21 protein-coding genes and 1 pseudogene are annotated in these 21,215 nt (G+C 42.0%); 18 read left to right on the top strand and 4 right to left on the bottom strand.

Annotated features, from left to right (window positions below; all coding sequences use genetic code 11):
• Both FKP33_RS20680 and FKP33_RS20675 read left to right on the top strand, forming a co-directional pair.
• The coding region (locus tag FKP33_RS20680; RefSeq protein ID WP_141336249.1) for an ABC transporter ATP-binding protein at positions 1-652 on the top strand (652 nt) is incomplete at its 5' end.
• A gap of 164 nt (positions 653-816) precedes the next feature.
• A complete protein-coding gene (locus FKP33_RS20675; RefSeq protein ID WP_141336248.1) occupies positions 817-1,626 on the top strand; it encodes an ABC transporter ATP-binding protein in 810 nt (269 codons plus the stop codon).
• Here the strand turns inward: FKP33_RS20675 and FKP33_RS20670 are convergent.
• Positions 1,615-2,526, bottom strand: a complete 912-nt coding sequence (locus FKP33_RS20670) for a LysR family transcriptional regulator (RefSeq protein WP_236595889.1) — start codon at positions 2,524-2,526, stop codon at positions 1,615-1,617. The genes FKP33_RS20675 and FKP33_RS20670 overlap by 12 nt on opposite strands.
• A 633-nt stretch (positions 2,527-3,159) precedes the next feature.
• On the opposite strand from FKP33_RS20670, the gene FKP33_RS20665 reads away from it, so the two are divergent.
• Both FKP33_RS20665 and FKP33_RS20660 read left to right on the top strand, forming a co-directional pair.
• Positions 3,160-3,471 (top strand): PadR family transcriptional regulator, encoded by a 312-nt coding sequence (locus FKP33_RS20665; protein WP_054796201.1) that lies wholly within the window; start codon positions 3,160-3,162, stop codon positions 3,469-3,471.
• A gap of 17 nt (positions 3,472-3,488) precedes the next feature.
• Positions 3,489-4,121: a DUF2812 domain-containing protein gene (locus FKP33_RS20660; RefSeq protein ID WP_141336247.1), complete on the top strand. Its 633-nt coding sequence runs from the start codon at positions 3,489-3,491 to the stop codon at positions 4,119-4,121.
• Positions 4,122-4,354: 233 nt separating this feature from the next.
• Here FKP33_RS20660 and FKP33_RS27795 read toward each other — a convergent pair.
• Positions 4,355-4,513: pseudogene (locus FKP33_RS27795) on the bottom strand (transposase); the annotation flags it as partial.
• Positions 4,514-5,197: 684 nt separating this feature from the next.
• Between FKP33_RS27795 and FKP33_RS20650 the strand changes: the two are divergent.
• The 14 genes from FKP33_RS20650 (at position 5,198) to FKP33_RS20585 (ending at position 18,280) form a co-directional block, all read left to right on the top strand.
• Positions 5,198-6,256: a tartrate dehydrogenase gene (locus tag FKP33_RS20650; protein WP_141336246.1), complete on the top strand. Its 1,059-nt coding sequence runs from the start codon at positions 5,198-5,200 to the stop codon at positions 6,254-6,256.
• Positions 6,257-6,368: 112 nt separating this feature from the next.
• On the top strand, positions 6,369-7,853 hold the full coding sequence (hpaB, locus tag FKP33_RS20645; protein ID WP_127610799.1) for a 4-hydroxyphenylacetate 3-monooxygenase, oxygenase component: 1,485 nt from the start codon (positions 6,369-6,371) through the stop codon (positions 7,851-7,853).
• A gap of 63 nt (positions 7,854-7,916) precedes the next feature.
• Positions 7,917-8,777, top strand: coding sequence for an alpha/beta fold hydrolase (locus FKP33_RS20640; RefSeq protein WP_141336245.1), 861 nt, complete (start codon positions 7,917-7,919; stop codon positions 8,775-8,777).
• Positions 8,777-9,727, top strand: coding sequence for a DODA-type extradiol aromatic ring-opening family dioxygenase (locus tag FKP33_RS20635; RefSeq protein ID WP_127610801.1), 951 nt, complete (start codon positions 8,777-8,779; stop codon positions 9,725-9,727). Before FKP33_RS20640 ends, FKP33_RS20635 begins: the two co-directional genes overlap by 1 nt.
• A gap of 25 nt (positions 9,728-9,752) precedes the next feature.
• A complete protein-coding gene (locus tag FKP33_RS20630) occupies positions 9,753-10,478 on the top strand; it encodes an IclR family transcriptional regulator (protein WP_141336244.1) in 726 nt (241 codons plus the stop codon).
• A gap of 69 nt (positions 10,479-10,547) precedes the next feature.
• Complete coding sequence (locus FKP33_RS20625; protein WP_127610728.1) at positions 10,548-11,699, top strand: aromatic ring-hydroxylating oxygenase subunit alpha; 1,152 nt, start codon at positions 10,548-10,550, stop codon at positions 11,697-11,699.
• 34 nt (positions 11,700-11,733) lie between these two features.
• On the top strand, positions 11,734-12,219 hold the full coding sequence (locus tag FKP33_RS20620) for an aromatic-ring-hydroxylating dioxygenase subunit beta (protein ID WP_127610726.1): 486 nt from the start codon (positions 11,734-11,736) through the stop codon (positions 12,217-12,219).
• A gap of 42 nt (positions 12,220-12,261) precedes the next feature.
• Positions 12,262-12,723 carry a flavin reductase family protein gene (locus FKP33_RS20615; protein ID WP_219996681.1) on the top strand — a complete coding sequence of 154 codons (462 nt, stop codon included), beginning with the start codon at positions 12,262-12,264 and terminating at the stop codon, positions 12,721-12,723.
• A gap of 40 nt (positions 12,724-12,763) precedes the next feature.
• The gene (locus FKP33_RS20610) at positions 12,764-13,525 is read left to right on the top strand and encodes an SDR family NAD(P)-dependent oxidoreductase (RefSeq protein WP_127610724.1); all 762 of its coding nucleotides are present in this window, start codon (positions 12,764-12,766) and stop codon (positions 13,523-13,525) included.
• Between the two features lie 71 nt (positions 13,526-13,596).
• Entirely contained in the window at positions 13,597-14,781 is a 1,185-nt protein-coding gene (locus FKP33_RS20605; protein ID WP_141336243.1) for an ABC transporter substrate-binding protein, read from the top strand.
• A 99-nt stretch (positions 14,782-14,880) separates the two neighbouring features.
• Positions 14,881-15,756 (top strand): branched-chain amino acid ABC transporter permease, encoded by an 876-nt coding sequence (locus tag FKP33_RS20600; RefSeq protein WP_141336242.1) that lies wholly within the window; start codon positions 14,881-14,883, stop codon positions 15,754-15,756.
• A 15-nt stretch (positions 15,757-15,771) separates the two neighbouring features.
• Complete coding sequence (locus FKP33_RS20595; RefSeq protein WP_141336241.1) at positions 15,772-16,812, top strand: branched-chain amino acid ABC transporter permease; 1,041 nt, start codon at positions 15,772-15,774, stop codon at positions 16,810-16,812.
• Complete coding sequence (locus tag FKP33_RS20590; protein ID WP_127610716.1) at positions 16,787-17,557, top strand: ABC transporter ATP-binding protein; 771 nt, start codon at positions 16,787-16,789, stop codon at positions 17,555-17,557. The genes FKP33_RS20595 and FKP33_RS20590 overlap by 26 nt, the downstream gene beginning before the upstream one ends.
• Positions 17,558-17,566: 9 nt before the next feature.
• Complete coding sequence (locus FKP33_RS20585) at positions 17,567-18,280, top strand: ABC transporter ATP-binding protein (RefSeq protein ID WP_258313508.1); 714 nt, start codon at positions 17,567-17,569, stop codon at positions 18,278-18,280.
• Positions 18,281-19,161: 881 nt separating this feature from the next.
• Here the strand turns inward: FKP33_RS20585 and FKP33_RS20575 are convergent.
• On the bottom strand, positions 19,162-20,679 hold the full coding sequence (locus tag FKP33_RS20575) for a malate:quinone oxidoreductase (protein WP_258313507.1): 1,518 nt from the start codon (positions 20,677-20,679) through the stop codon (positions 19,162-19,164).
• A 397-nt stretch (positions 20,680-21,076) separates the two neighbouring features.
• Positions 21,077-21,145 (bottom strand): malate:quinone oxidoreductase, encoded by a 69-nt coding sequence (locus tag FKP33_RS28610; protein WP_373423932.1) that lies wholly within the window; start codon positions 21,143-21,145, stop codon positions 21,077-21,079.
• Between the last annotated feature and the right edge of the window lie 70 nt (positions 21,146-21,215).

Below are 21,215 nucleotides of genomic sequence, written 5' to 3'. Positions count from 1 at the left end.
CGTCAGCTTCGCGCTGCCCGCCGGAAGTGTCGCCGCGCTGATCGGCGAATCCGGCTCGGGCAAAACGACGCTGGCCCGCGCCTTGTATGGCCTCCTTCCCGCGGAGGCGTTGAAGGGGGAGGCCTGGATCGCCGGCAGGCCTATCTACGGAATCGCGGAAGGGCCGGCGATGAAGCGCTGGACGGATGCGGCCTTCATCTTTCAGGACCCTCGCCAAAGCTTCAATCCGCTGCTTACGCTCGGCGCGCAGTTTTCCGAGGCGATGCGGAGGAATCCGGCGCAGGGCCGCGAAGGGAAGAAGGCGGCGCAGGCTGCCGCTGCCGCCGCGCTGCGCGAGGTACAGCTGGACCCGAAGCTGCTGGGAAGCTACCCGCATGAGCTGAGCGGAGGCATGCTCAGCCGGGCGCTCATCGCGCTTGCGCTGATCAACAGGCCGGGCGTGCTCATTGCCGACGAGCCGACAGGCGCGCTTGACCCGATTGTGAAGCGGGAAATACTGGAGCTGTTGACGGTGAAGGTTCGGGAGCACGGGATGACGCTGCTGCTGATCACCCATGATCTTCAGGCGGCGGAAGCGGTAGCGGACCGCATCCTGACGCTTGCCGGCGGGGAGCTGACCGAAGACCGGCGCGTGGAACGGAAGCTCGGCTAGAGGCATGAAGCTCCTTCCTCCGCCGGGCCGGAGGTGTCCGCCTTTCCTCGCCTGTCCGTTGGAAACGGGGATAGGACAGGCAAAGGGGAAGGCGCGCGCAGCGCGGTTTCTTCCGGCAGTGTGACAGTGCAGGCGGAAGTAAAAGGAAAGGAGTCCGGAAGACGATGCTGGATGTGATCGAGGTAAGTAAGCGCTTTGAGGGGCGCAAGCAGGGCACGGACGCCCTGATGGACGTTTCCCTGTCTGTGGAGCGGGGGGAAATCTTCGCGCTGATCGGGGAAAGCGGCTCGGGCAAGTCGACACTGGCCGAGTTGATCGTGGGTCTGCAGCAGCCGACCCGCGGCGTCGTCCGCTGGCGGGAGGAAGCAGCGGCGGAGCGCGCGCCGGACAGCCAGGCGGCAGGCCGTTGCTCCGAACGGTCTGCGTGTCTGTACGCCGGAAGAGCGGCATCCGCAAACGCGCGGTCCCGGGTGCAGATTGTGTTCCAGAATCCGGATCGATCGATGAATCCGTATTGGAGTGTACAGCGCATTGTCACCGAGCCGCTGCTGCTTAATGGCGTAAACCGGACCGAGGCTGCGGCCAGGGCCAGCGAGCTGCTGGAGCAGGTCCGCCTCCCGCAGGCGCTGCTGGATCGGAAGCCTGCCGAATGCTCGGGCGGCCAGAAGCAGCGCGTCGCGATTGCGCGCGCGCTGGCCTTGTCCCCGCGGTTGTTAATCGCCGACGAGATTACCTCGGCGTTGGACCCCGGGACGGAACGGGAGATTTTGCAGCTGCTTCTTGCGCTAAGAGACGAACGACGGATGTCGATCCTGTATATCACGCACCGGCTGGAGACGATCGGCGGCTTCGCCGATCGTCTGGCGGTCATGAAGGACGGGCGGGTGGTCGAGACAGGGGAGACGGAGAAAGTGCTGGAGGCGCCGAAATCAGCCTATACGAAGCAGTTGCTGGCTGCCTGCTTATACCCGTAGCTGCTTGGGGGCGAAGTACTGCTGCATTTCGCGGCAGAACGACTCCTCAGCCTCGGTAAGCCGGGCGTCCTTGCGGATCACAAAGCCGTTCTTGCGGCGAATCTGGATGGAGGCGACCTGGCTGACGGCGAGCTCGCCCCGCCTCACTTCCTCCCGGATGACGGGATAGGGAAGGAACGCGATGCCGAGTCCGGCCTTGATCGCCTGCAAAATGACCGTGAAATTGCTCATTTGCAAAAAACGCACCTGGACGTTGAAACGCTCCAGATGGGTTTGAATATATTCGCTGATATAAAAGCTTTGCGGCAGCAGGACCGTAGTCTGATGCAGATCGCGGCTGTACAGCAATTTCCGTTCGGTCCACGGATGGCCGGCCGGTATGACGAGCGGAAGCTCGTCTTCGAACAGCTCGTAGGCGTCGAAACGGCTGTATACGGCCTCGTCCTCGGGATAGATGGGGAGGAAGGCGACGTTGGTTTTGCCCTCCAGCAGTGCCCGCTGCAAATCGGTGTAACAACTGGCATAGACCTCCAGAAGCTGCTCCGGAAACGCCTTGTGATAATGCGACAAAATGTCCGGCAGGTAGTAGTTGGCAATGTACTGGCTGATATAGACGGACAGGATGCTTTCCTGCCTTCGAAGGGATTGCTGGACCTTCTCGCCGGCTTCCCTTAGCAGGCGGGTCACTTGTCTAGTGTAATCCAGCACGATTTTCCCCTGCTCCGTCAGCTGTACCTGTCTGCCTTTGCGCTGGAACAGCGGCGCGCGGAACTGCTCCTCCAGCTGCAAAATATGGTGGCTAATCGTAGGCTGCGAGCAGTGAAGCCGCTTGGCCGCCTCCGTAAAGGAACCGCATTCGGCGAGGACCAGAAAGCTTTCCATCCTCTCGATTGTTTTCACAAGTATCCACCTCGTCAAGCATCTTGCGCAGGAACGCTTATTTTCACCACATTATATTTGAAAATGATTCTCATTGTCAACAGCTGTCGAATCATCTATGCTGTCTTCTCCGGCCGCAAACCGAAGCCGCCTGCCAGACCGTCGAACCTGCGGTCTTGAGCGCGCAAAACCGAAAGCGAGCATAACTCGTGCTGGGACAGCTGCGGTCATCTACCGCTTGCTGAAGGATGCTAATTGAATCAAATAATGTGGAAAAACCTCTCGGGAAGCAGTTTGCTTAACCTCAAGCTGCACCGAGAGGTTTTTTATTTGAAAATGTGTCTCAGCTTAAGTTAAAAATCAAGTGAATCCGAGTATCATAACACCCTGTGTCAACGAACACACACTTTCAATTCATGAATGGATTGAAGGGGCTTTTGTGTCAGGAAAATGATGGGGGCAGTATTGTTTCATTATTGAGGGTTAATTTGTGTCAATGGTGTAAGGCGACACGAACATAGATCCTTAATCGTGAAGATGATTCGATGGCCGTTTTTTTGTGTTGCAATATAAAGTATAACTGTATATAGTATAACTATATAGTTTGACGATATATAGTCATGCGATATAAAGTTTTTTACCAGGAGGGTAAGCATGGAAAGAGATAAACACTTGCCGTTGACCGAAACCGTTTATTACATTCTGTTGGCCGTGGTCGAACCGGCGCACGGTTATCTAATCATGCAGAAGGTGGAGGAGCTCAGCGGCGGGCAAGTTCGAATGGCCGCGGGTACCCTGTATGGCGCGATTGAGAATCTGGTAAAGCTGAATTTCATTCAGCCTGTGGCCAGCGAGGACAGCCGCCGCAAGGTGTATGCCATTACCAACAAAGGGTTGGAGATTCTGCTCCTTGACCTTGAGCGAATGAAGCACATGATTGCTGTGACGACAGATCGATTGAAATGAGAATGGAGGAACCGCGAATGAAAAAATATAAGTTCTTTACTAACTTCGACGAAGAAGAAAACTGGTTGAATGACATGGCAAGGCAGGGTTACCGATTCACAAAAAAGACGTCGTTCGGTTATGAATTTGAACCTGAAAAGCCAGAGAATGCAACGATAAAAATGGATTACCGCACCTTTAAAAAGCGGGAGGATTTCGAGGATTACTGTGCTTTATTTGAGGACAGTGGCTGGGAACATATCACGGGAACGAAAAGCTCGGGATATCAATATTTTAAGAAAGCAGACAAACAGGGAAGTGAAGAGATCTTTTCGGATGTCGATTCCAAAGCCGGCCGGTATAAGCGGCTGTCGGATATGTGGGCTGCGTTAGCTTGTTCCTTCATTCCTATACTGGCGGCACTCATTTCTACTGACGCGATCGATCCAGGAGTATTGCTTGATCCGAAATCGCTATATTATACTCCGGGACTATGGGATTTAAACGGAGCGGCTTTCTGGAGGGGCTTTCTCTTCGAAACGCCATTCGCCCTGTTTAGAGGCTTCTTCTGGCTAATCTTTCCGGTTATGATAATGACATATCTGTATTTCGCATTTAAGGCAAATAAACAATATAAGAAAACGCAAGAAGATAAAATCACCCGCAAATAAATACAACCGCCCCGATGCAGATTCATGTCTGCATGAGAGCGGCCTGCTGCCAGGAATAAATCGAGGATTGATTAAGCTATAGATTATGGTAGTTTTATGAAAGGAGGGAATAAAGATACTCCTTGTAGAAAAAAATGGACTATATGTAGACCGCAAAGTGAAAGTTCTCTCAGCACAAGTTAGAAGTTGTCGACTTGTTAGAACAATAATACCTGCAGCAGACGTCAGGTGGTGCCAACGAAGGCAACGAGCTTTTGGGGGTGATTAAACCGTTGGATCTCACCAACCTCAGAGATAATCGTTGCCGCGATTTTTCTCCGATACCGGGGATGGATTGGATAATCAGCATCTATTTGCTTTTCGAGGGTCGATAGATGCTCAACAAATGATATCTATCCTCGAAGATACTTACATGCTCGATGATAAACTCCTTGGTCTCAGGACTGTATGTATATTCCCTCTATAATCCTATTTTTCAAAATAACAAGCATATTGCCAAAATTAGTATTATGATGAGAGTTAATCCAGAAGTGATCATGTCTAAACGGGCTTTGATCGATCTGATAAATAATAAACCTGGAACTGGTGTGTTTTTATCATCGGGCTTTTTTATATTGCGATTTTGCAAAGCAGCCAACAACCAGAATTATTACAAGCATTGGGTAGATCATATATTCTGCTTTCGTATGGTAAAACTATTTTTAATTGTTTTAGATAGTGAAATCATTATGTTGTAACCAATTATTAAATAGGATACTGTTATTTTTAAACATAATTATTACCTACATAGAGTTTGCTGAATGTTAGAAGAACCTCATATTCACAAGTGTTTTCAGCCCTATTTGTCGAATTCATGTGCAAGGAAATCGGATGTGCTCCTGCTTGATACACGTGCACACCCGTCGGCGTGTCGTATCCGACGGAATTGAATCTACTGAACGAAGCGCGTGAGAGCTTCGGGGCATCATCGATAATTTGCATGCACCGTCTGTTGGTTATGCGCGCAAACCAAGAACGTATTGTCAGAAATACAAAATTGCAAGCGTTAACAATTTTAATTGGGAGTAGGGGATTTAATGAAAACCATCAAAATTGCTGTAATACCCGGCGATGGGATTGGTCAAGAAGTAGTGCCTCCTGCAATGGATGTTTTGAATACGGTAGCAGAGGTGCATGGAGGATTGAAATTTGGATTTACTGAGTTTCCTTGGAATTGTGAGTACTATGTAAAAAATGGGATAATGATGCCGGATGATGGATTGAAAGCGCTCTCTGATTTTGATGCCGTATTTCTGGGGGCAGTCGGCAATCCAGAACTTGTTCCTGATCACATTTCATTATGGGGACTTTTAATTAAAATACGCCGTGAGTTTCAGCAAGTTATTAATATTCGCCCAGCTAAATATTTTAAGGGATTGCAATCTCCACTGCTCAATCCAAACGATTTCGATTTAATTGTGGTAAGGGAGAATAGTGAAGGAGAATATAGTGAAATAGGCGGCCGAATACACCAAGGTGAGGACGAGATAACGATTCAAAATGCTGTTTTCACTCGTAAAGGGGTGGAGAGAGCGATGCGTTATGCTTTTGAACTGGCTATGAAAAGAAAAGGACATGTAACAAGCGCTACCAAGTCTAACGGTATTTTTCATTCAATGCCGTATTGGGATAGTGTTTTTAATGAAATCAAAGATGATTATCCGAATATTGCCACTGCGTCTTATCATATTGACGCCTTAACTGCATTTTTTGTTTCTCGTCCCCAAATCTTTGATGTTATTGTAGCAAGTAACTTATTCGGTGATATCTTGACTGATGTGGGTGGAGCAATCATGGGTAGTATTGGTATTGCTCCGGCTGCCAATATAAATTTAAACGGAAAGTTTCCTTCCATGTTTGAACCTGTCCATGGTTCCGCCCCTGACATTTGTGGCAAGGGCATTGCCAATCCAGTGGGCCAGATATGGACAGCCAAATTGATGTTAGACCATTTTGGAGAGATAGAAATGGGAAATACATTACTGGAAGTAATTGAAGGAGTCATCAGGGATGGCATTAGTACTCCGGACATTGGTGGAAAATGTAAGACAGTTGAAGTATCCGAGGAAATATGCAGAAGATTAAAAACAATATAAAAAAATACTTGAAGTTGTTTTAATAAATGAAACTTGGACGTTGTTTAAGGTTTCTAAAAGGTATAAATTGTAATTGTAATTAAATTGATAATGAAAAGGAGAAAGATGATTTATGGCTATCCGTAGTGGAATAGATTACATTAATGGTTTAAGAGATGGTCGTGAAGTTTGGATAGGAGGGGAACGAGTCAAAGACGTCACTACCCACCCTGCATTAAAACATGGAGTCGAATCCATTGCAAACTTGTATGACATGCAACATGATCCGAAATATCGGGATATTTTGACCTATGAGTCACCGGTTACTGGTGAGAGAGTAGGTATGTCCTTTTTAGCACCCAAAAGTGTTGAAGACTTAATTCGTCGCCGTAATGCATGCCGATTATGGGCAGATGCCACACATGGAATGATGGGAAGAAGTCCTGATTTCCTAAATACTACGTTAATGGTCTTAGCCTCATATCCTGAATATTTTAATCAGTGTGACCCGCGTTTTGGCCAAAATATTGTTGAGTACTATCAATATGTTCGCGAAAATGATCTTTCATTAACCCATGCTATTGTCGACCCTCAAATCGATCGTTCAAAACAACCTCACGAACAGGCTGATCCTTATACTTATCTTGGAGTCGTACGCGAAACGTCCGATGGATTGATATTACGCGGAGCCAAAATGTTGGCAACCCTTGCTCCGTATACAGATGAAGTCATAGTTTATCCGTTCCCTAACTTACGAAAGGGGGATGAAAAATATGCAGCGGCTTTCGCAATTCCGCTAAACACATCAGGCCTGAAGATTATTTGCAGAGAACCGTTAGACCTTAGTCGTGGTCTAATTGATCACCCATTAGGGGGAAGATTCGATGAAATGGACGCCGTCCTGATCTTCGATGATGTGTTAGTGCCTTGGGAACGCGTTTTTCTTAAAGGTAATGTTGATTTAAGCACTCGTATGCAAATTGCGCTTCATCTTCCAACTTTCACTGCTCACCAGACAAGTATTCGCGCCTTAGCAAAGACCGACTTTTTACTCGGGATAGCATTTTTGATTGCGGAATATATTGACATCAAAGATTTTCTGCATGTGCAAGAAAAACTCGGTGAAATGATAACCATGCGTGAAACGATTAATGCTTGTATACGGGCTTCCGAATCCGACGCGGTGTATTTAAAAAACGGTTTAATCAGACCGAGTGATCAGGCCTTACAAGCGGTAAGAATTTGGTTTCCGAAATTTTATCCCCGAATGATTGAAATATTACAGTTAATAGGTGCAGGTGGACTGATGATGACGCCATCACAACATGATTTAACAGGTATCATGTCGGAAGATATCAAAAAGTATTACCGTGGAGCTCATGTCAGCGCTGAAGATCGAATCGGTTTGTTTAAATTGGCTTGGGACCTTGTCGGTGACGGATTTGGATCACGTCAATTATTATATGAGCGTTACTATGCAGGCGATCCGGTCCGTTTAACAGCCCGTTCCTATTTGACTTACGACAGGGAACCCTATATGGATATTGTTCGGGACTTTTTGGATGAAACGCGTCAATTGCAATATCGTCGAGAATCTAATCTTAGAGCCGCAAAGTAATTCATTTCATAGGAAACGAACCGCTGAAATTTCCACTATAAACAGGTAAAGGAATGAAAAAACATGAGTACGGTATGGACGAATTTATCAGGACTTGAATTTTCGCAACGGTATGTAAATGCAGAAGGGATTCGTACCCGAGTCATTGAGGCCGGGAACGGAGAGGGAGATCCCCTTATTTTTTTACATGGCACCGGAGGTCACGCCGAAGCTTACAGTCGAAATATTAAAGAACATGCGAAACATTTTAAAGTTTATGTCATTGACTTTGTTGGACATGGGTATTCAGATAAACCGGATGTGCCTTATACCATTCCGGTATATGCGGATCATGTATTGAAATTTATGGATGCTTTAGGCATTCAAAAGGCGCATCTTTCGGGTGAATCTCTGGGCGGATGGGTAAGTGCGTGGCTAGCGATTCATCATCCGCATCGCGTTGCCAAGTTGGTTTTAAATACGGCGGGTGGGCTTATTGCAGATCCTAAAGTCATGGAACGTTTGAGAACGCTTACAAGACAAGCGGTTGAACAACCAACCCGGGAGTTTATAAAAATTAGATTGGAATTTTTAATGCTCAGTAAGACGAGTGTTACAGATGAATTGATTGATATCCGCTACGAAATATATTCCCAGCCGGAAATGCGTGAAGCTGTTGAAAATATATTAGTGCTGCAGGAGATGGAAGTTAGGGTTAAGAATATGCTCTCTGAGGAGGATTTAGCAAAAATAACAGCGCCGACATTTGTTATTTGGACTTCCCACGATCCGACGGCAGGAATCGAAGTAGGAGAACGTTTTGCCAAGGCTATTCCTAATGCCCGAATGAAGGTAATTGAAAACGCGGGACATTGGCCGCAATATGAACAAGCAAATGAATTCAATGAACTTCATATTAACTTTTTGAATGAAGGTGATAGGTAATGGCACATATTGTTGGTGGATATGCAGCTTCCCACAGTCCGTTAATGTTAACCTCATTTGGTAAAGCCGATCAGGACAAAGCTAACCTGGTTTTGAGCGGTTTCAATTATATTAAACAACAATTGGATGAGCAAAAGCCGGATGTCATTATCGTCATCTCAGACGATCATTTCAAATCTTTCTTCTTGGATAATATGCCTATGTTCTGTATCGGCGTTCATACCTGTAAGGGACACGGTGACTTTGGATTGCCGCAAACGGAAATCCCGGTTGATCAACAACTGGCCAATGATATTCTCAATACGGCCATAGTAGAAGGTTTTGATCTCAGTTATTCGTTTGAACTACAGCTTGATCACGGGCATATTCAACCGCTTTATTATGTTCGTCCTGAGTTTGATATTCCGATCGTCCCTATCGTGACCAATTGTTGTGCTCCACCACTGCCAACATTGAGAAGATGTTATCAATTAGGACAAATGATCCGAAAAGCGCTGGACAAATACTCCAATGAAAAACGGATCGCCATTATAGCCTCAGGCGCACTTTCACATTGGCCGCCTATCCCTAAAATCGATGTGAACGCAAATGATGAGGATAGTCTTCGGATGAAGAATATCATGATCAATGGAAAAACCACCTCAACAGAAGATGAAGAATTCAGAAAGAGCCGGGTAGTGAAGATTGCTTCTGGGCGTGTAAATCAAAGTTGGGATGAACAGATTTTGAATCGGATATTGGGAAATAAAATTGAGGATTTACTCTCAATGAGTTACGAAGAAATTGAAACAAACGGCGGTAACGGGGGACAGGAAATTCGGAACTGGATTACGTTAATGGGCATCATGGGGGGATATCAAGCTAAAGTTATAGAGTATCAGCCCGTTGCGGAATGGATCACAGGCATGGGGATTGTTGAGTTTATGGATGGCGCCCATTCGCAAAGCTAACTCTCTTTCATTTTAGGGGGATGTTATGTTGTCTACAGTTTCCAATGCTTTGCAAATTTTGAAGTTATTCCAAAACCAAAAAAATATGTTGTCCCTCACAAGTATTTCTAAAGAAATGGGTCTTAACAAAAGTACGAGTTATCGACTATTGTCCACGCTTGTCGAGGCTGGTTTCGTATATCAAGATCCGAAAAGCCGCCTTTATGGGCTCGGTTCCATGAGCTTTGAACTTGGAGGGCTGTTTCTTTCCCGCATTGATGTTCATAACGCTTCGAGAGGAAGAATAGAGGAGCTTTCGCAAATTACAAAAGAAACGGTTCATCTGGCTATTCTGGATCAAAACGAAATCCTTTTTTTAAATAAAATTAATTCTCCAACGTCAACGGCAATAAACACCAGGGTGGGCCTGAGAGTACCCGGGCATATAACTGGTTTAGGAAAGGTTCTGTTGGCTTTTCAGAATCAAACCAGAATGGAGGAAAGTATTCTAACGAAAGGCGTAACCGGAAAAAATAAAGAGGCTTTATTGCAAGATCTAACTTTAACCCGCAAAAGAGGTTATGCCATTGATAATGAAGGATACCAGGAAGGTGTAACCTGTATTGCGGTTCCAATTTGGGATTATACCAGGACCATCACTGCAGCAATCAGTATATCAGGGCCAAGTTTTCGCATGAATAAGGATTTAAACTGGTTAGTCATGAAAACATTGGAAGTAGGACAGCAAATTTCTGTAGAAATGGGATATTAAAGAGTAGCCTGATTGTAAGTCAAGGCAATGATTAATAAGTAGAAGTCAAAAGAATGAGGTGTTTTATAAATGAAATTTGTACAGCTTGAAAAACAAATCACGTGGCCGACTGAAGATTTTAGCAGAATACCGAGAAAGGTATTTGTTGAACCAGAACTTTTTGATATGGAGATGGAACGAATCTTTCAGGGATCAACTTGGAATCTTGTGGGTCATGTCTCGGAGATTCCTCAACCTGGGGACTTTAAGACAGGCTATTTAGGAAACATACCCATTATAGTGGTAAGAGATAATAAAAGTCCCCGTGTTATTAATGTATTAGTAAATACTTGCGCTCACCGTGGGGCCGAAGTGGAAAGAAGACCGTGTGGCAATGCTAAACAATTTTCATGTCTTTATCATAAATGGACATATAACCTTTCGGGCGAAATGATTGGGGCTCCATTTAAGGAAGATATCCCCCCAAATATAGAAAAAGAGGAGATGACATTAAAAAAATTAAATGTAGCCCAATTTCATGGTCTCATTTTCGCTTCTTTTCAACAAAATATGGTAAGTATAGATGAATATTTAGGGGATATTGGAGACGGCATTCGTAAAGGGCTAGGCGATAAGCCGCTTATCCCTATTGGAAATCAAAAAGTTGTTTATAACTGCAACTGGAAGCTATATTCCGAAAATGTAATTGACGGTTATCACACTGGATATTTGCATGCGGCTTTTAGAATGTTAAGGATGTTTAGTGCCGGAGGCGTCGGAACTACATCCAATTATGGAAGTGGGCAATTTAGTTATAAAACTCTGCCACTTGAAAAAAATGATGTGCTCAATGATTTATCGATACTAGAGAAAACCAATGAGACCAGCTTTATCATGAATTTTTTCCCTACTTCTGTGGTTTCAACGCATTTAGAAACCATTGGTATTCGATATGTGATCCCTCATAGTATAGATAAAACACTGGTATATTTTCAGTATTTTATGTGCGAAACGGATTCTCCTGAAAAAAAAGATTTGCGAATTAAACAAGCAAGTAATGTTCTCGGACCGCTAGGTTTGATTAGTTTGGAGGATGCTGCCGCCTTGGAGGCAATTCAAAAATCAGCGGTATCCGGAGGCCACAACATTATTTTAAAACCAAGTGACGGAGGAATCCCTATTCACTCTGAAGTAATGGTCAGAAATTTTTGGAAGCAATATCACGAATTAATGGGTTTATGAGTCAGGCAGTTTAAAGGAAAGGGATGATTTTAGTATGAAAGGAATTGTATTAGATTCCAGTAAAAAAGAGGCAATAATCAATCTAATATATGAATATGCTATGGCTGTGGATGATGGCGAATTAAAGAAATGGCCCGATTTTTTCTCAGAAAACGGTTCTTATTATGTGTATCCTAGAGACAATTACGAAAGTGGACTGCCAATAGCTTTAATAATGGATGATAATAAAAGCAAGATTAAGGATCGGGTAACTATAATAGAAAAAATATGGACATATAATATCCAGTACCAAAGACATATCATCTCCAATATCATTGTTAAAGAATCAGCGGATCGCCAGGTTAGAGCGTATTCTAACTTTGTCATTCATTTAACCGATAGGGAAGGGAATACGGACTGGAAATTGATCGGGAAGTATGTGGATACCATCGTTTTTGAGGATGAATCCCCAAAAATTGAAAAAAGGGAAGTCATTTTGGATACGTTTACGTTACCGAATTATTTCGTAAATCCATTGTGAGTACAATATGGCAAACGCAGTCGATGGTAAAGGAGGCCAACCATGATTGATTCAAAACAATTCAGAAATACAATGGGTAAGTTTGCTACGGGTATTACGATCATAACAACGGTTGAAAACTCGAAAGTTCATGGAATGACCGCGAATGCATTTGTATCTGTGTCGTTGGATCCCCCCTTAGTATGCGTATGTATTGATCATAAAGCGAAGATGGATGAATTATTGTCGAAAACAAAGAGGTATGGAATCAGCATTCTTGCGGAGAATCAACAACAAATATCACAGCATTTTGCAGGTCGCCCAATGGAAATAGCTCCATCTTTTATATGGGAAAAGGATTTGCCTTTTATCGAACATTCTATTGCCAACATGGCATGTATGGTTGTAGATAAACATATTGCCGGTGATCATACCTTATATATTGGTGAAGTCAAATGGTTGTCTAATTCCGATGAGGGGAAGCCGTTGCTTTATTATGGTGGTAAATACCGTTTAATCTCTTGAAATAACAGTCTAATGATTTAAAAAAAGGGGGTATTAACTTTTGGATTATGGATTAGATGGAAAGATCGTACTAATTACAGGCGGAGCAAATGGGATTGGAGCGGAAACGGCCAAAATATTCGCTGAAGAAGGGGCAAAAGTGATTGTCACTTTTTTATCAAGCTCCCAATCAGCTCAACAATTGGTACAAGAATCTTATGAAAAAAAGTACAGATATCCTATGCAGGCTAAATGTTTAAATGTGAACGATATGGAATCAGTCAAAAAATTAATATCGGATATTGAAAGCGAATCGGGAGCAATAGATGTTCTTGTTAATAACGCAGTCGCTCCTGGATGGTCGGATTTCGATATCATCTCAAGTGAACCTACAAAATTTACTGAGATGGTCCATACCACATTGAATGGTACCTATTACTGTACAGCCCAAGTAGTTCCCCAAATGAGAAAGAAGGGTTGGGGGCGAATTGTTAATATCTCTTCCAGTGTCGCATTAAATGGACGTAACGGTGCTTCTCACTATGGGGCTGCGAAGGCAGGAGTTATTGGTTTAACAAAGGGTCTATCTAAAGAACTTGCTCAGTACGGTATATTAATAAACGCTGTCGTGCCGGGACTAGTAGAGACAGCTAAGGCGAAATTTGAATTAAACCCAGTATATCGTAACGATATGGCGGAAAGAAACCCTACTAGGAGAAATGCAGCACCAAGTGATATTGCGGGCGTCATTCTCTTTGCTGGTTCAAATGCCAATACGTTTATGAACGGCGCGCTTTTAACTGTAGATGGGGGAATGTTTTGAATAAAATTTTGACCTTCGAAACCTATCATCTTATTCTGTTCGGACATACAAAAATTGGGGAGGTGTTACATATGTCAAGAAAACATTATTTGATTTCTATCTTTTTACTTTTGCTACTACTTGGGGCTTCCGGATGCGGTAATACGAAATCAAGCTCAACCGTCCAGAATGAACCATCAAATACGAATAGTTCAGATTCAATAAACATAGGGGTTCTTGTAGCCGAGACAGGGGCATCTTCATCTATGGGAAAACCGGGTTCTGAAGCTGTTAAATTAATTGATGATCAATTAAAGAAAAACGGCGGGATGATTAATGGAAAGAAAGTAGAAATTCATTTACAGGATTTTAAATCTGATGATCCCACTGCCATTTTAAAATTAAAAGATTTAATTTCAAAGGAAAAGATTGTTGCTGTAGTCGGTGCTACTAACCTGAGCGCCAGTTCTGCCGTTAGTACTGAAGCGGAAAAAAACAAAATTCCCATGGTGTCTTTAGCATCGTTGCCAAACGGCTATGGGCATTACATTTTCGGAGTAGTCCAGAAAGATATAGTTATACAATCTGTCATCGTGGATTATCTTAAGAAAAATAATATAAAATCAGTTGCTTTTATGCATGCCCGTGATGGATTTGGACAAAATGGCTTGAAATCATTTCAAGAGTTAGGAAAAGAAAATAATATAGACGTAGTAGCAGTTGAAAATTTTGAGGTTTTGGCATCAGATATGACCGTTCAACTGACCAAAATTAAAGCTAAAAATCCTGACGCCATCATTGTTTGGACGCGTCCGCCGGCATCGGGAGTTATAGCTAAAAATTACAAGCAATTAGGATTATCTATTCCAATGATCCAAAGTCATGCAACGGCTAATCAGACATTTTTAGATCAGGTCGGGACGGACGGTGAAGGACAACTGGTTGTGGGAAGTAAACTTAATACAATTAATCAGTTCCCCGATTCAAAGCAAATCAAAATATCAAAAGATTTCTCTGAAGCATTCTCTAAAAAATACAATTATGAACCCAATGTTTTTAGCGGATATGCTTATGATGGAGTTCAATTAGTTTTGGATGCTATTTCTAAAGGAAATGATACACCTGAGAAGATCCGTGATTATTTTGAAAATGGAATTCATAATTATCCTGGTATCACCGGAACAATATCATTCAGTAAAGATGATCACAGTCAAGTTGCTCCGGATGGGTTAGCTTTGTTCCGAATTCAAAACCAAAAATGGACGTTAGTCAAGTAAAAAGTTAAATTCGTTATCTCCAGTATAGTAAACAGATCTTATCCAATGGGGGATATCCCCATTGGATAAGATACATACACGGAAAGAGGGTTTAGGAAAATGCCCGAACAAATTGTTCAATTTACTATCACCGGGATACTTACTGGAAGCATTTATGCCCTTGTGGCTATAGGACTGGTTACTTTTTATAATGTGACTGGAATCCTAAATTTAGCTCAGGGTGATTTTGTTATGTTAGGGGGTATGATATTCGTTTCCATTTACAAATTAGGTTTGCCTTTACTGCCAGCGGCCGTGCTATCTATCATTTTAATAGCAATCATCGGAATATTTATAGAAAGAACTGCAATTTACACTGCCCGGAATTCACCTATAATCATTTTAATATCGATAACTGTTGGGTTAGGGATCTTTCTTCACGGATTGGCACTGATTATCTGGGGAACGTCTCCTCAATCCACTTCTTCCTTTATAGGAAGTGTACCAATTCGAATTTACGGCGCTGTATTGCCTCCACAGGGGATCTTGGTCATCATTTCTTTATTATTGCTTTTATTGGTTCTTTATATATTTTTTGAAAAAACAATACTGGGAACCTCATTAAAGGCGTGTATGATTAACCCGGAAGCTTCACAACTGGTGGGTATTAATGTTCGAAATATGTCAATGCTTTCTTTTACGATAAGTGCGGCAATTGGAGCTATTGGGGGAATCATAGTTGCCCCTATTTCAGGTATTACTTATGACATGGGGCTGATGTTAAGCGTAAAAGGATTTATGGCCATGGTTATTGGAGGTATGACTAATGTTTTTGGAGCGGTTGTCGGAGGACTTATCCTGGGATTGTTTGAATCTTTTACTGCCGGGATGATATCGACGATCTATAGTGACGCTATCAGTTTTGTCATACTTATTTTGTTCCTATTTTTATTACCCAACGGATTGTTTGCCAAATCAAAAGGAAAACGAGTCTAAAAGGAAGGTAATCATATGGATATCCGCAAGATTCTTTATAATGGCCGTTGGAAAAGTTTAATGACAATGCTTGCTTTAATTCTTATTGCTCCCTTCTTGTTTTCTTCTTCTTATTTATTGACTGTATTAATTTTAATCGGGATTTATAGTATTGTGACCCTTGGATTAAGTTTATTAACGGGCTACGCGGGACAGCTTTCACTTGGTCAGGCAGGTTTTTTTGCGATAGGCGCTTATACATCCGGTATTTTAACAACTGCATATGGAATATCCCCCTGGATTGCAATCATAATAGCGATGATTGTTACAGCAATTTTTGCATATTTGATGGGAATTCCAACATTAAAATTAAAAGAATATTTCTTTTCTTTGGCAACCATGGCTTTTAATATGATTGTGTTTATTTTAATTGTAGGCATGTATAATTTTACAGGAGGGGCTCAGGGGCTAATAGGAATACCGAAATTATCTGTTATTAACTTCCCCCTGGAGGGATTGTCCTATTATTTTCTTGTCTGGTCGATTGTTTTTGTGGTTACTTTATTTTCCATGAATATTATTCAATCTCATGTAGGCAGAATATTGCGTGGTATTCACAGCAGCGAAATAGCCACTTCAACGCAAGGGATAAACGTTGCAAAATATAAATTGCATATCTTTGTGATTAGCGCAGTGTTCGCTTCTTTGGCCGGAAGTCTATATGCGCATTTCTTTAATTTTATTTCTCCATTTTCTTTTCAGGTTAGTGTTTCGATCCAATTTCTTATTATGCTCTTTGTTGGTGGGGCGCGTTCTTCTTGGGGGGCCATCTTGGGGGCTTCTATCATGACCTTATTGGTTGAATTGATAGATTGGATTGTTTCTTCCTTTATGAACGGGGGAGGAGAGTTGGGGCTTCTGATATACGGGTTCATGTATATTCTTGTATTAATATTGATGCCAAGTGGGTTGGTTTCAATTATTACCAAAGTAACAGATAAATTGAAAACGAGATTTCAGACTCTTTTTTATAAAAAGGAGGAGGTAACAATTGGGGAAGAGCATATTGGAGATTGATGATCTAACAAAAAGATTTGGCGGCATACTGGCTGTCAATGATATCTCTTTTAATATAAATGAAGGGGAAATAGTTGCTGTCATTGGACCGAACGGGGCTGGAAAAACAACGTTGTTTAATATGATTTCCAATGTTATTATGCCTACCCAAGGGGAAGTCCGGTTTAAAGGAGAGAAGATTAGTGCAAGAAAAATTCATACCTTAGCCAAATTGGGAATGACAAGAACGTTTCAAAATTTACTTATATTTGAGAATATGTCGGTTTTAGAAAATGTTATGTTAGGGACACATATAAAATTAAACACAACTATATTGACTGCAGGATTCCGACTGCCAAGTGTGAAAAAAGATGAGGAAATGTCTTTTTATATGGCTTCAGAAGCCTTGGAATTGGTTGGTTTAAAAAGCAGAATGTATGAGAGAGCGGAAACACTTCCTTACGGTCTTCAGAAATTGTTGGAAATCGCAAGAGCGATTGTTTCAAATCCAACACTGGTTTTATTAGATGAACCCATGGCAGGTCTAAACGATAGTGAAAAGAATAAAATTACTCAGGTTATCTTAAATATGAGAAAAAAGGGGTATTCTTTTTTATTCATAGAACATGACATGAGGGTTGTCATGGAAATGGCGGACCGGATTATCGTAATGGATTTTGGAAATAAAATTGCTGAAGGCAGTCCTGAGGAAATACAAAAAGACCCCAAAGTAATTCAAGCTTATTTGGGAGAGGAGGTATTCTAATTGCTTGAGGTGAAAGAACTTGTAACCTATCACGGCTCTATTCGAACGATTGATTCGATCAGCTTCCATGTGAATACCGGTGAAATTGTATCCATAATTGGCGCCAATGGTGTTGGGAAAAGTACATTATTAGGAACACTGGCGGGGTTATATAGACCAAGTCAGGGCGAGATTTTACTTGATGGTGAATCCATATTCAGTCTCCCTGCCTATAAGATCGTAAGGCAAGGAATCAGCCTTGTCCCACAAGGAAGGCAAATTTTTTCCAGCTTATCTGTCCGTAAAAATCTTGTATTAGGTATGTATCATAACTATCAAAAAACGAAAAAAAACTTAATGAAATCAAAAATAGATAAAATGCTAGAAATTTTCCCCTCTCTTAAAAAACATCTTAATAATATGGGGGGAAACTTAAGTGGTGGGGAACAACAGATGCTTGCTATTGCAAGAGGATTGATGTCGGATCCAAAGATTATTTTGTTAGATGAACCCTCGATAGGCCTTGCACCAATAATTGTTCGTGAAATACTTGAAATTCTACAAAGTGTGAGAGATGAATTTGGAATGACCGTTATTCTCGTTGAACAAAATGTGAAGGCCGCTCTCAAAATAAGCGACCGTGCATATATAATGGATAAAGGCAAATTTGTATTAAGTGGTCATTCATACGAGTTAATAAATAATCCTATGATTCAATCTACCTATCTGGGTCTCAAAACATAGCATAAGAGAGGTGCACGAAATGGTTGATGCAATACGATTGGCTATTAGCAAGGATTAATTGAACTATCTTGAAAATAACTTATAACGTAAGTTCAAAAAAGACAGCACGAAACTAGGCGCAGCTTAAACGGTTTTTAATGGTTAATAAAAAGCGTATTGCGCTTATGCGGCATACGCTTTTTATTTTTTTGATTTTAGGACGACATTCGGCTACTGAATTAAAAAGATAAGTTTGTGTCGTCCGACGGGGCGGGTGTTGGTGTGGGTAATTGACGGAATGAAAAAATTATTCAACAAGCAACAAGAGTCATACTAACTTTATTCCATGACATATTCACAAAACCCGTATTTTGTACATATGTTTATAGTTCGATAAAACCCCTTGTATGTTAACCTGTCGGACGACACAAACATTATCCCATAAACGACACAAACATTGTCCGATTTCCCTCTTTTTCTTTTTGCAAAAAAGCAAAACAACACCTTTACCGTATTATCCAATTACAATAGGTGTTGTTGTTTTTCTCTACATGAGAAGTTTTTTCACGAAACCAATAGAATTCGATTTGACCTTCTGACGAACTAAGACACTTCCTTTGTAACGGAAGTGTCTTATTTATTGAATGCTACTAATTCTTTGTTGTATAATTTATGGCTTTATCCCTTTTATAATAGCCGAAACAATATAATTCTCCACATTCGCTCCTGGAACCCAATCTTTAATAAATGACTTGTTTACCTTAAACGAGTATGAGGCTACAGCATGATTCCGCGGCAGCCTCATTATGTCGTGCTCTTGCTTTCTGAGAAGCGATTGTCCATTGATAAAAAATGTTGGTTAAACTTTTTCATTAAATCCCTTTGTTTCTACATCCAAATAATTAACTATAGACTAACTCTTTTTTGCTTAGACCAAGCATCTCTGCTGTTGAAGTATGAATTTCGTGCAGAAGCTCTGGATTTTCCATTAGTGACACGCCATAAGAAGGAATCATTTCTTTAATTTTCGGTTCCCACTCTTTCATATGTTGCGGGAAGCATTTTTTTATTACCTCAAGCATAACGTGAACAGCAGTAGAAGCACCTGGAGAAGCACCTAGTAATGCTGCAATCGAGCCATCGGCGGCACTAATAACTTCCGTTCCAAATTGAAGTGTACCTTTGCCGCCAGCTTCAGTATCTTTGATAACTTGCACACGTTGGCCCGCTACTACTAAATCCCAATCCTCGCTTTTGGCGTTCGGGATAAACTCTCGTAACTCTTCCATGCGCTTTTCTTTCGATAACATTACTTGCTCGATCAGGTATTTTGTCAATGACATGTTTTTTGCACCTGCCGACAACATAGTTACGAGATTATCCGGTTTTACGGAAGTTACCAAATCAAACATGGAACCGGTTTTTAAAAACTTTGGTGAGAAGCCGGCAAACGGTCCAAATAGCAACGATTTTTTATTGTCGATAAATCTTGTGTCAAGATGCGGTACAGACATTGGTGGAGCTCCAACCTTAGCTTTGCCGTATACTTTTGCATGATGCTGCGCTACAACTTCCGGATTATTACACACCATGAATATTCCGCTTACCGGGAATCCTCCAATATGTTTTCCTTCAGGAATACCGGATTTTTGCAGTAAATGCAGGCTTCCTCCCCCGCCTCCGATAAAGACGAATTTTGCAGTATGGCGTTCGACGTTACCGCTATCGAGATTCCGCACTTTCAATTCCCACAAGCCGTCGCTAGTACGTTTAATATCATTAACACTATGTTTGTAGTTTATATCAACGTTTTTGCTCTTTAAGTGGTCAAACAAAATGCGCGTTAAAGCACCAAAGTTGACATCAGTTCCAGAGTCGATTTTTGTTGCCGCTATAGGTTCATTCGATGGACGGTTTTGCATAATAAGCGGAATCCATTCCATCAGTTTTCCAGGGTCATCGGAAAATTCCATCCCTTGAAACAGAGGATTATTTGACATCGCTTCAAAACGTTTCTTTAAAAACGTTACATTTTGTTCCCCTTGTACCATACTCATATGAGGCAATGGCATGATAAAGTCCTGTGGATTATGTATCAGCTTGCTGCTTACAAGATAAGACCAGAACTGCATTGAAACCTGAAACTGTTCATTAATTTTGATAGCTTTACTAATATCTACAGATCCATCCGGTTTTTCGACCGTGTAGTTAAGCTCGCACAGTGCCGCATGCCCCGTTCCCGCATTATTCCATTCGTTAGAGCTTTCCTCTCCTGATTTTGAGAGCTTCTCAAATACTGTAATTTCCCAGTCCGGTACTAATTCTTTCAGAAGTGTCCCCAAAGTCGCACTCATGATTCCGGCACCAATTAAGATAACGTCTGTTTTAGTTTCTCTGTTGCTCATTTTTACCTTCCTTATACATTTAAAATTCGCAGAAAGGATGTAGGCGCTCCTGCTTAGGAGTCACACCAAGCCAAGGCGCGACCTAGTCATACACCTTTTCTGTCTCGATTATAATCTTATAGATTAAAATATTTATATACTATTATATGATAGTTATAAGGTATACGACAAGAAGTGCGGCAAAGAAACCTTACCGGATAATCCTTATAGCGTGCAAATCAGCTTCCACTATAGCTAGTTTTTATAAAAATAGGTGTTACATTGTATTTGCACATATGTCTTGGCCTTCTTCTTATATTGTTATACACAAATATTAGTGCTATTTTGATTTAGTAAAAAAATAAGTGCCAGATCCCTATTTGGGATTTGTAAAATAAAAAGGACTAGATAATCTAGTCCAATCCAATCAATACTATAACGGTCCAAATAGCAACGATTTTTTATTTTCGATAAATCTTGTGTCAAGATGCGGAACAGACACACCATAAATATTCCGCTTACCGGGAATCCTCCAAATATGTTTTCCTTCAGGAATACCGGATTTTTGCAGG

The sequence above is a fragment of the Paenibacillus sp. tmac-D7 genome (genome assembly GCF_006519665.1).
Lineage (GTDB): Bacteria > Bacillota > Bacilli > Paenibacillales > NBRC-103111 > Paenibacillus_G > Paenibacillus_G validus.
The sequence above is the reverse complement of the archived record's forward strand: the minus strand, read 5'-3'. Positions and strand labels throughout refer to the sequence as shown.

Bases quoted from the DNA above. Each gene is read 5' to 3' on its own strand.
- hpaB (WP_127610799.1), top strand. From the start codon at position 6,369: ATGGCTATCCGTAGTGGAATAGATTACATTAATGGTTTAAGAGATGGT.
- FKP33_RS20630 (WP_141336244.1), top strand. From the start codon at position 9,753: ATGTTGTCTACAGTTTCCAATGCTTTGCAAATTTTGAAGTTATTCCAA.
- FKP33_RS20605 (WP_141336243.1), top strand. From the start codon at position 13,597: ATGTCAAGAAAACATTATTTGATTTCTATCTTTTTACTTTTGCTACTA.
- FKP33_RS20650 (WP_141336246.1), top strand. From the start codon at position 5,198: ATGAAAACCATCAAAATTGCTGTAATACCCGGCGATGGGATTGGTCAA.
- FKP33_RS20665 (WP_054796201.1), top strand. From the start codon at position 3,160: ATGGAAAGAGATAAACACTTGCCGTTGACCGAAACCGTTTATTACATT.
- FKP33_RS20635 (WP_127610801.1), top strand. From the start codon at position 8,777: ATGGCACATATTGTTGGTGGATATGCAGCTTCCCACAGTCCGTTAATG.
- FKP33_RS20600 (WP_141336242.1), top strand. From the start codon at position 14,881: ATGCCCGAACAAATTGTTCAATTTACTATCACCGGGATACTTACTGGA.
- FKP33_RS20595 (WP_141336241.1), top strand. From the start codon at position 15,772: ATGGATATCCGCAAGATTCTTTATAATGGCCGTTGGAAAAGTTTAATG.
- FKP33_RS20620 (WP_127610726.1), top strand. From the start codon at position 11,734: ATGAAAGGAATTGTATTAGATTCCAGTAAAAAAGAGGCAATAATCAAT.
- FKP33_RS20660 (WP_141336247.1), top strand. From the start codon at position 3,489: ATGAAAAAATATAAGTTCTTTACTAACTTCGACGAAGAAGAAAACTGG.
- FKP33_RS20625 (WP_127610728.1), top strand. From the start codon at position 10,548: ATGAAATTTGTACAGCTTGAAAAACAAATCACGTGGCCGACTGAAGAT.
- FKP33_RS20675 (WP_141336248.1), top strand. From the start codon at position 817: ATGCTGGATGTGATCGAGGTAAGTAAGCGCTTTGAGGGGCGCAAGCAG.
- FKP33_RS20615 (WP_219996681.1), top strand. From the start codon at position 12,262: ATGATTGATTCAAAACAATTCAGAAATACAATGGGTAAGTTTGCTACG.
- FKP33_RS20640 (WP_141336245.1), top strand. From the start codon at position 7,917: ATGAGTACGGTATGGACGAATTTATCAGGACTTGAATTTTCGCAACGG.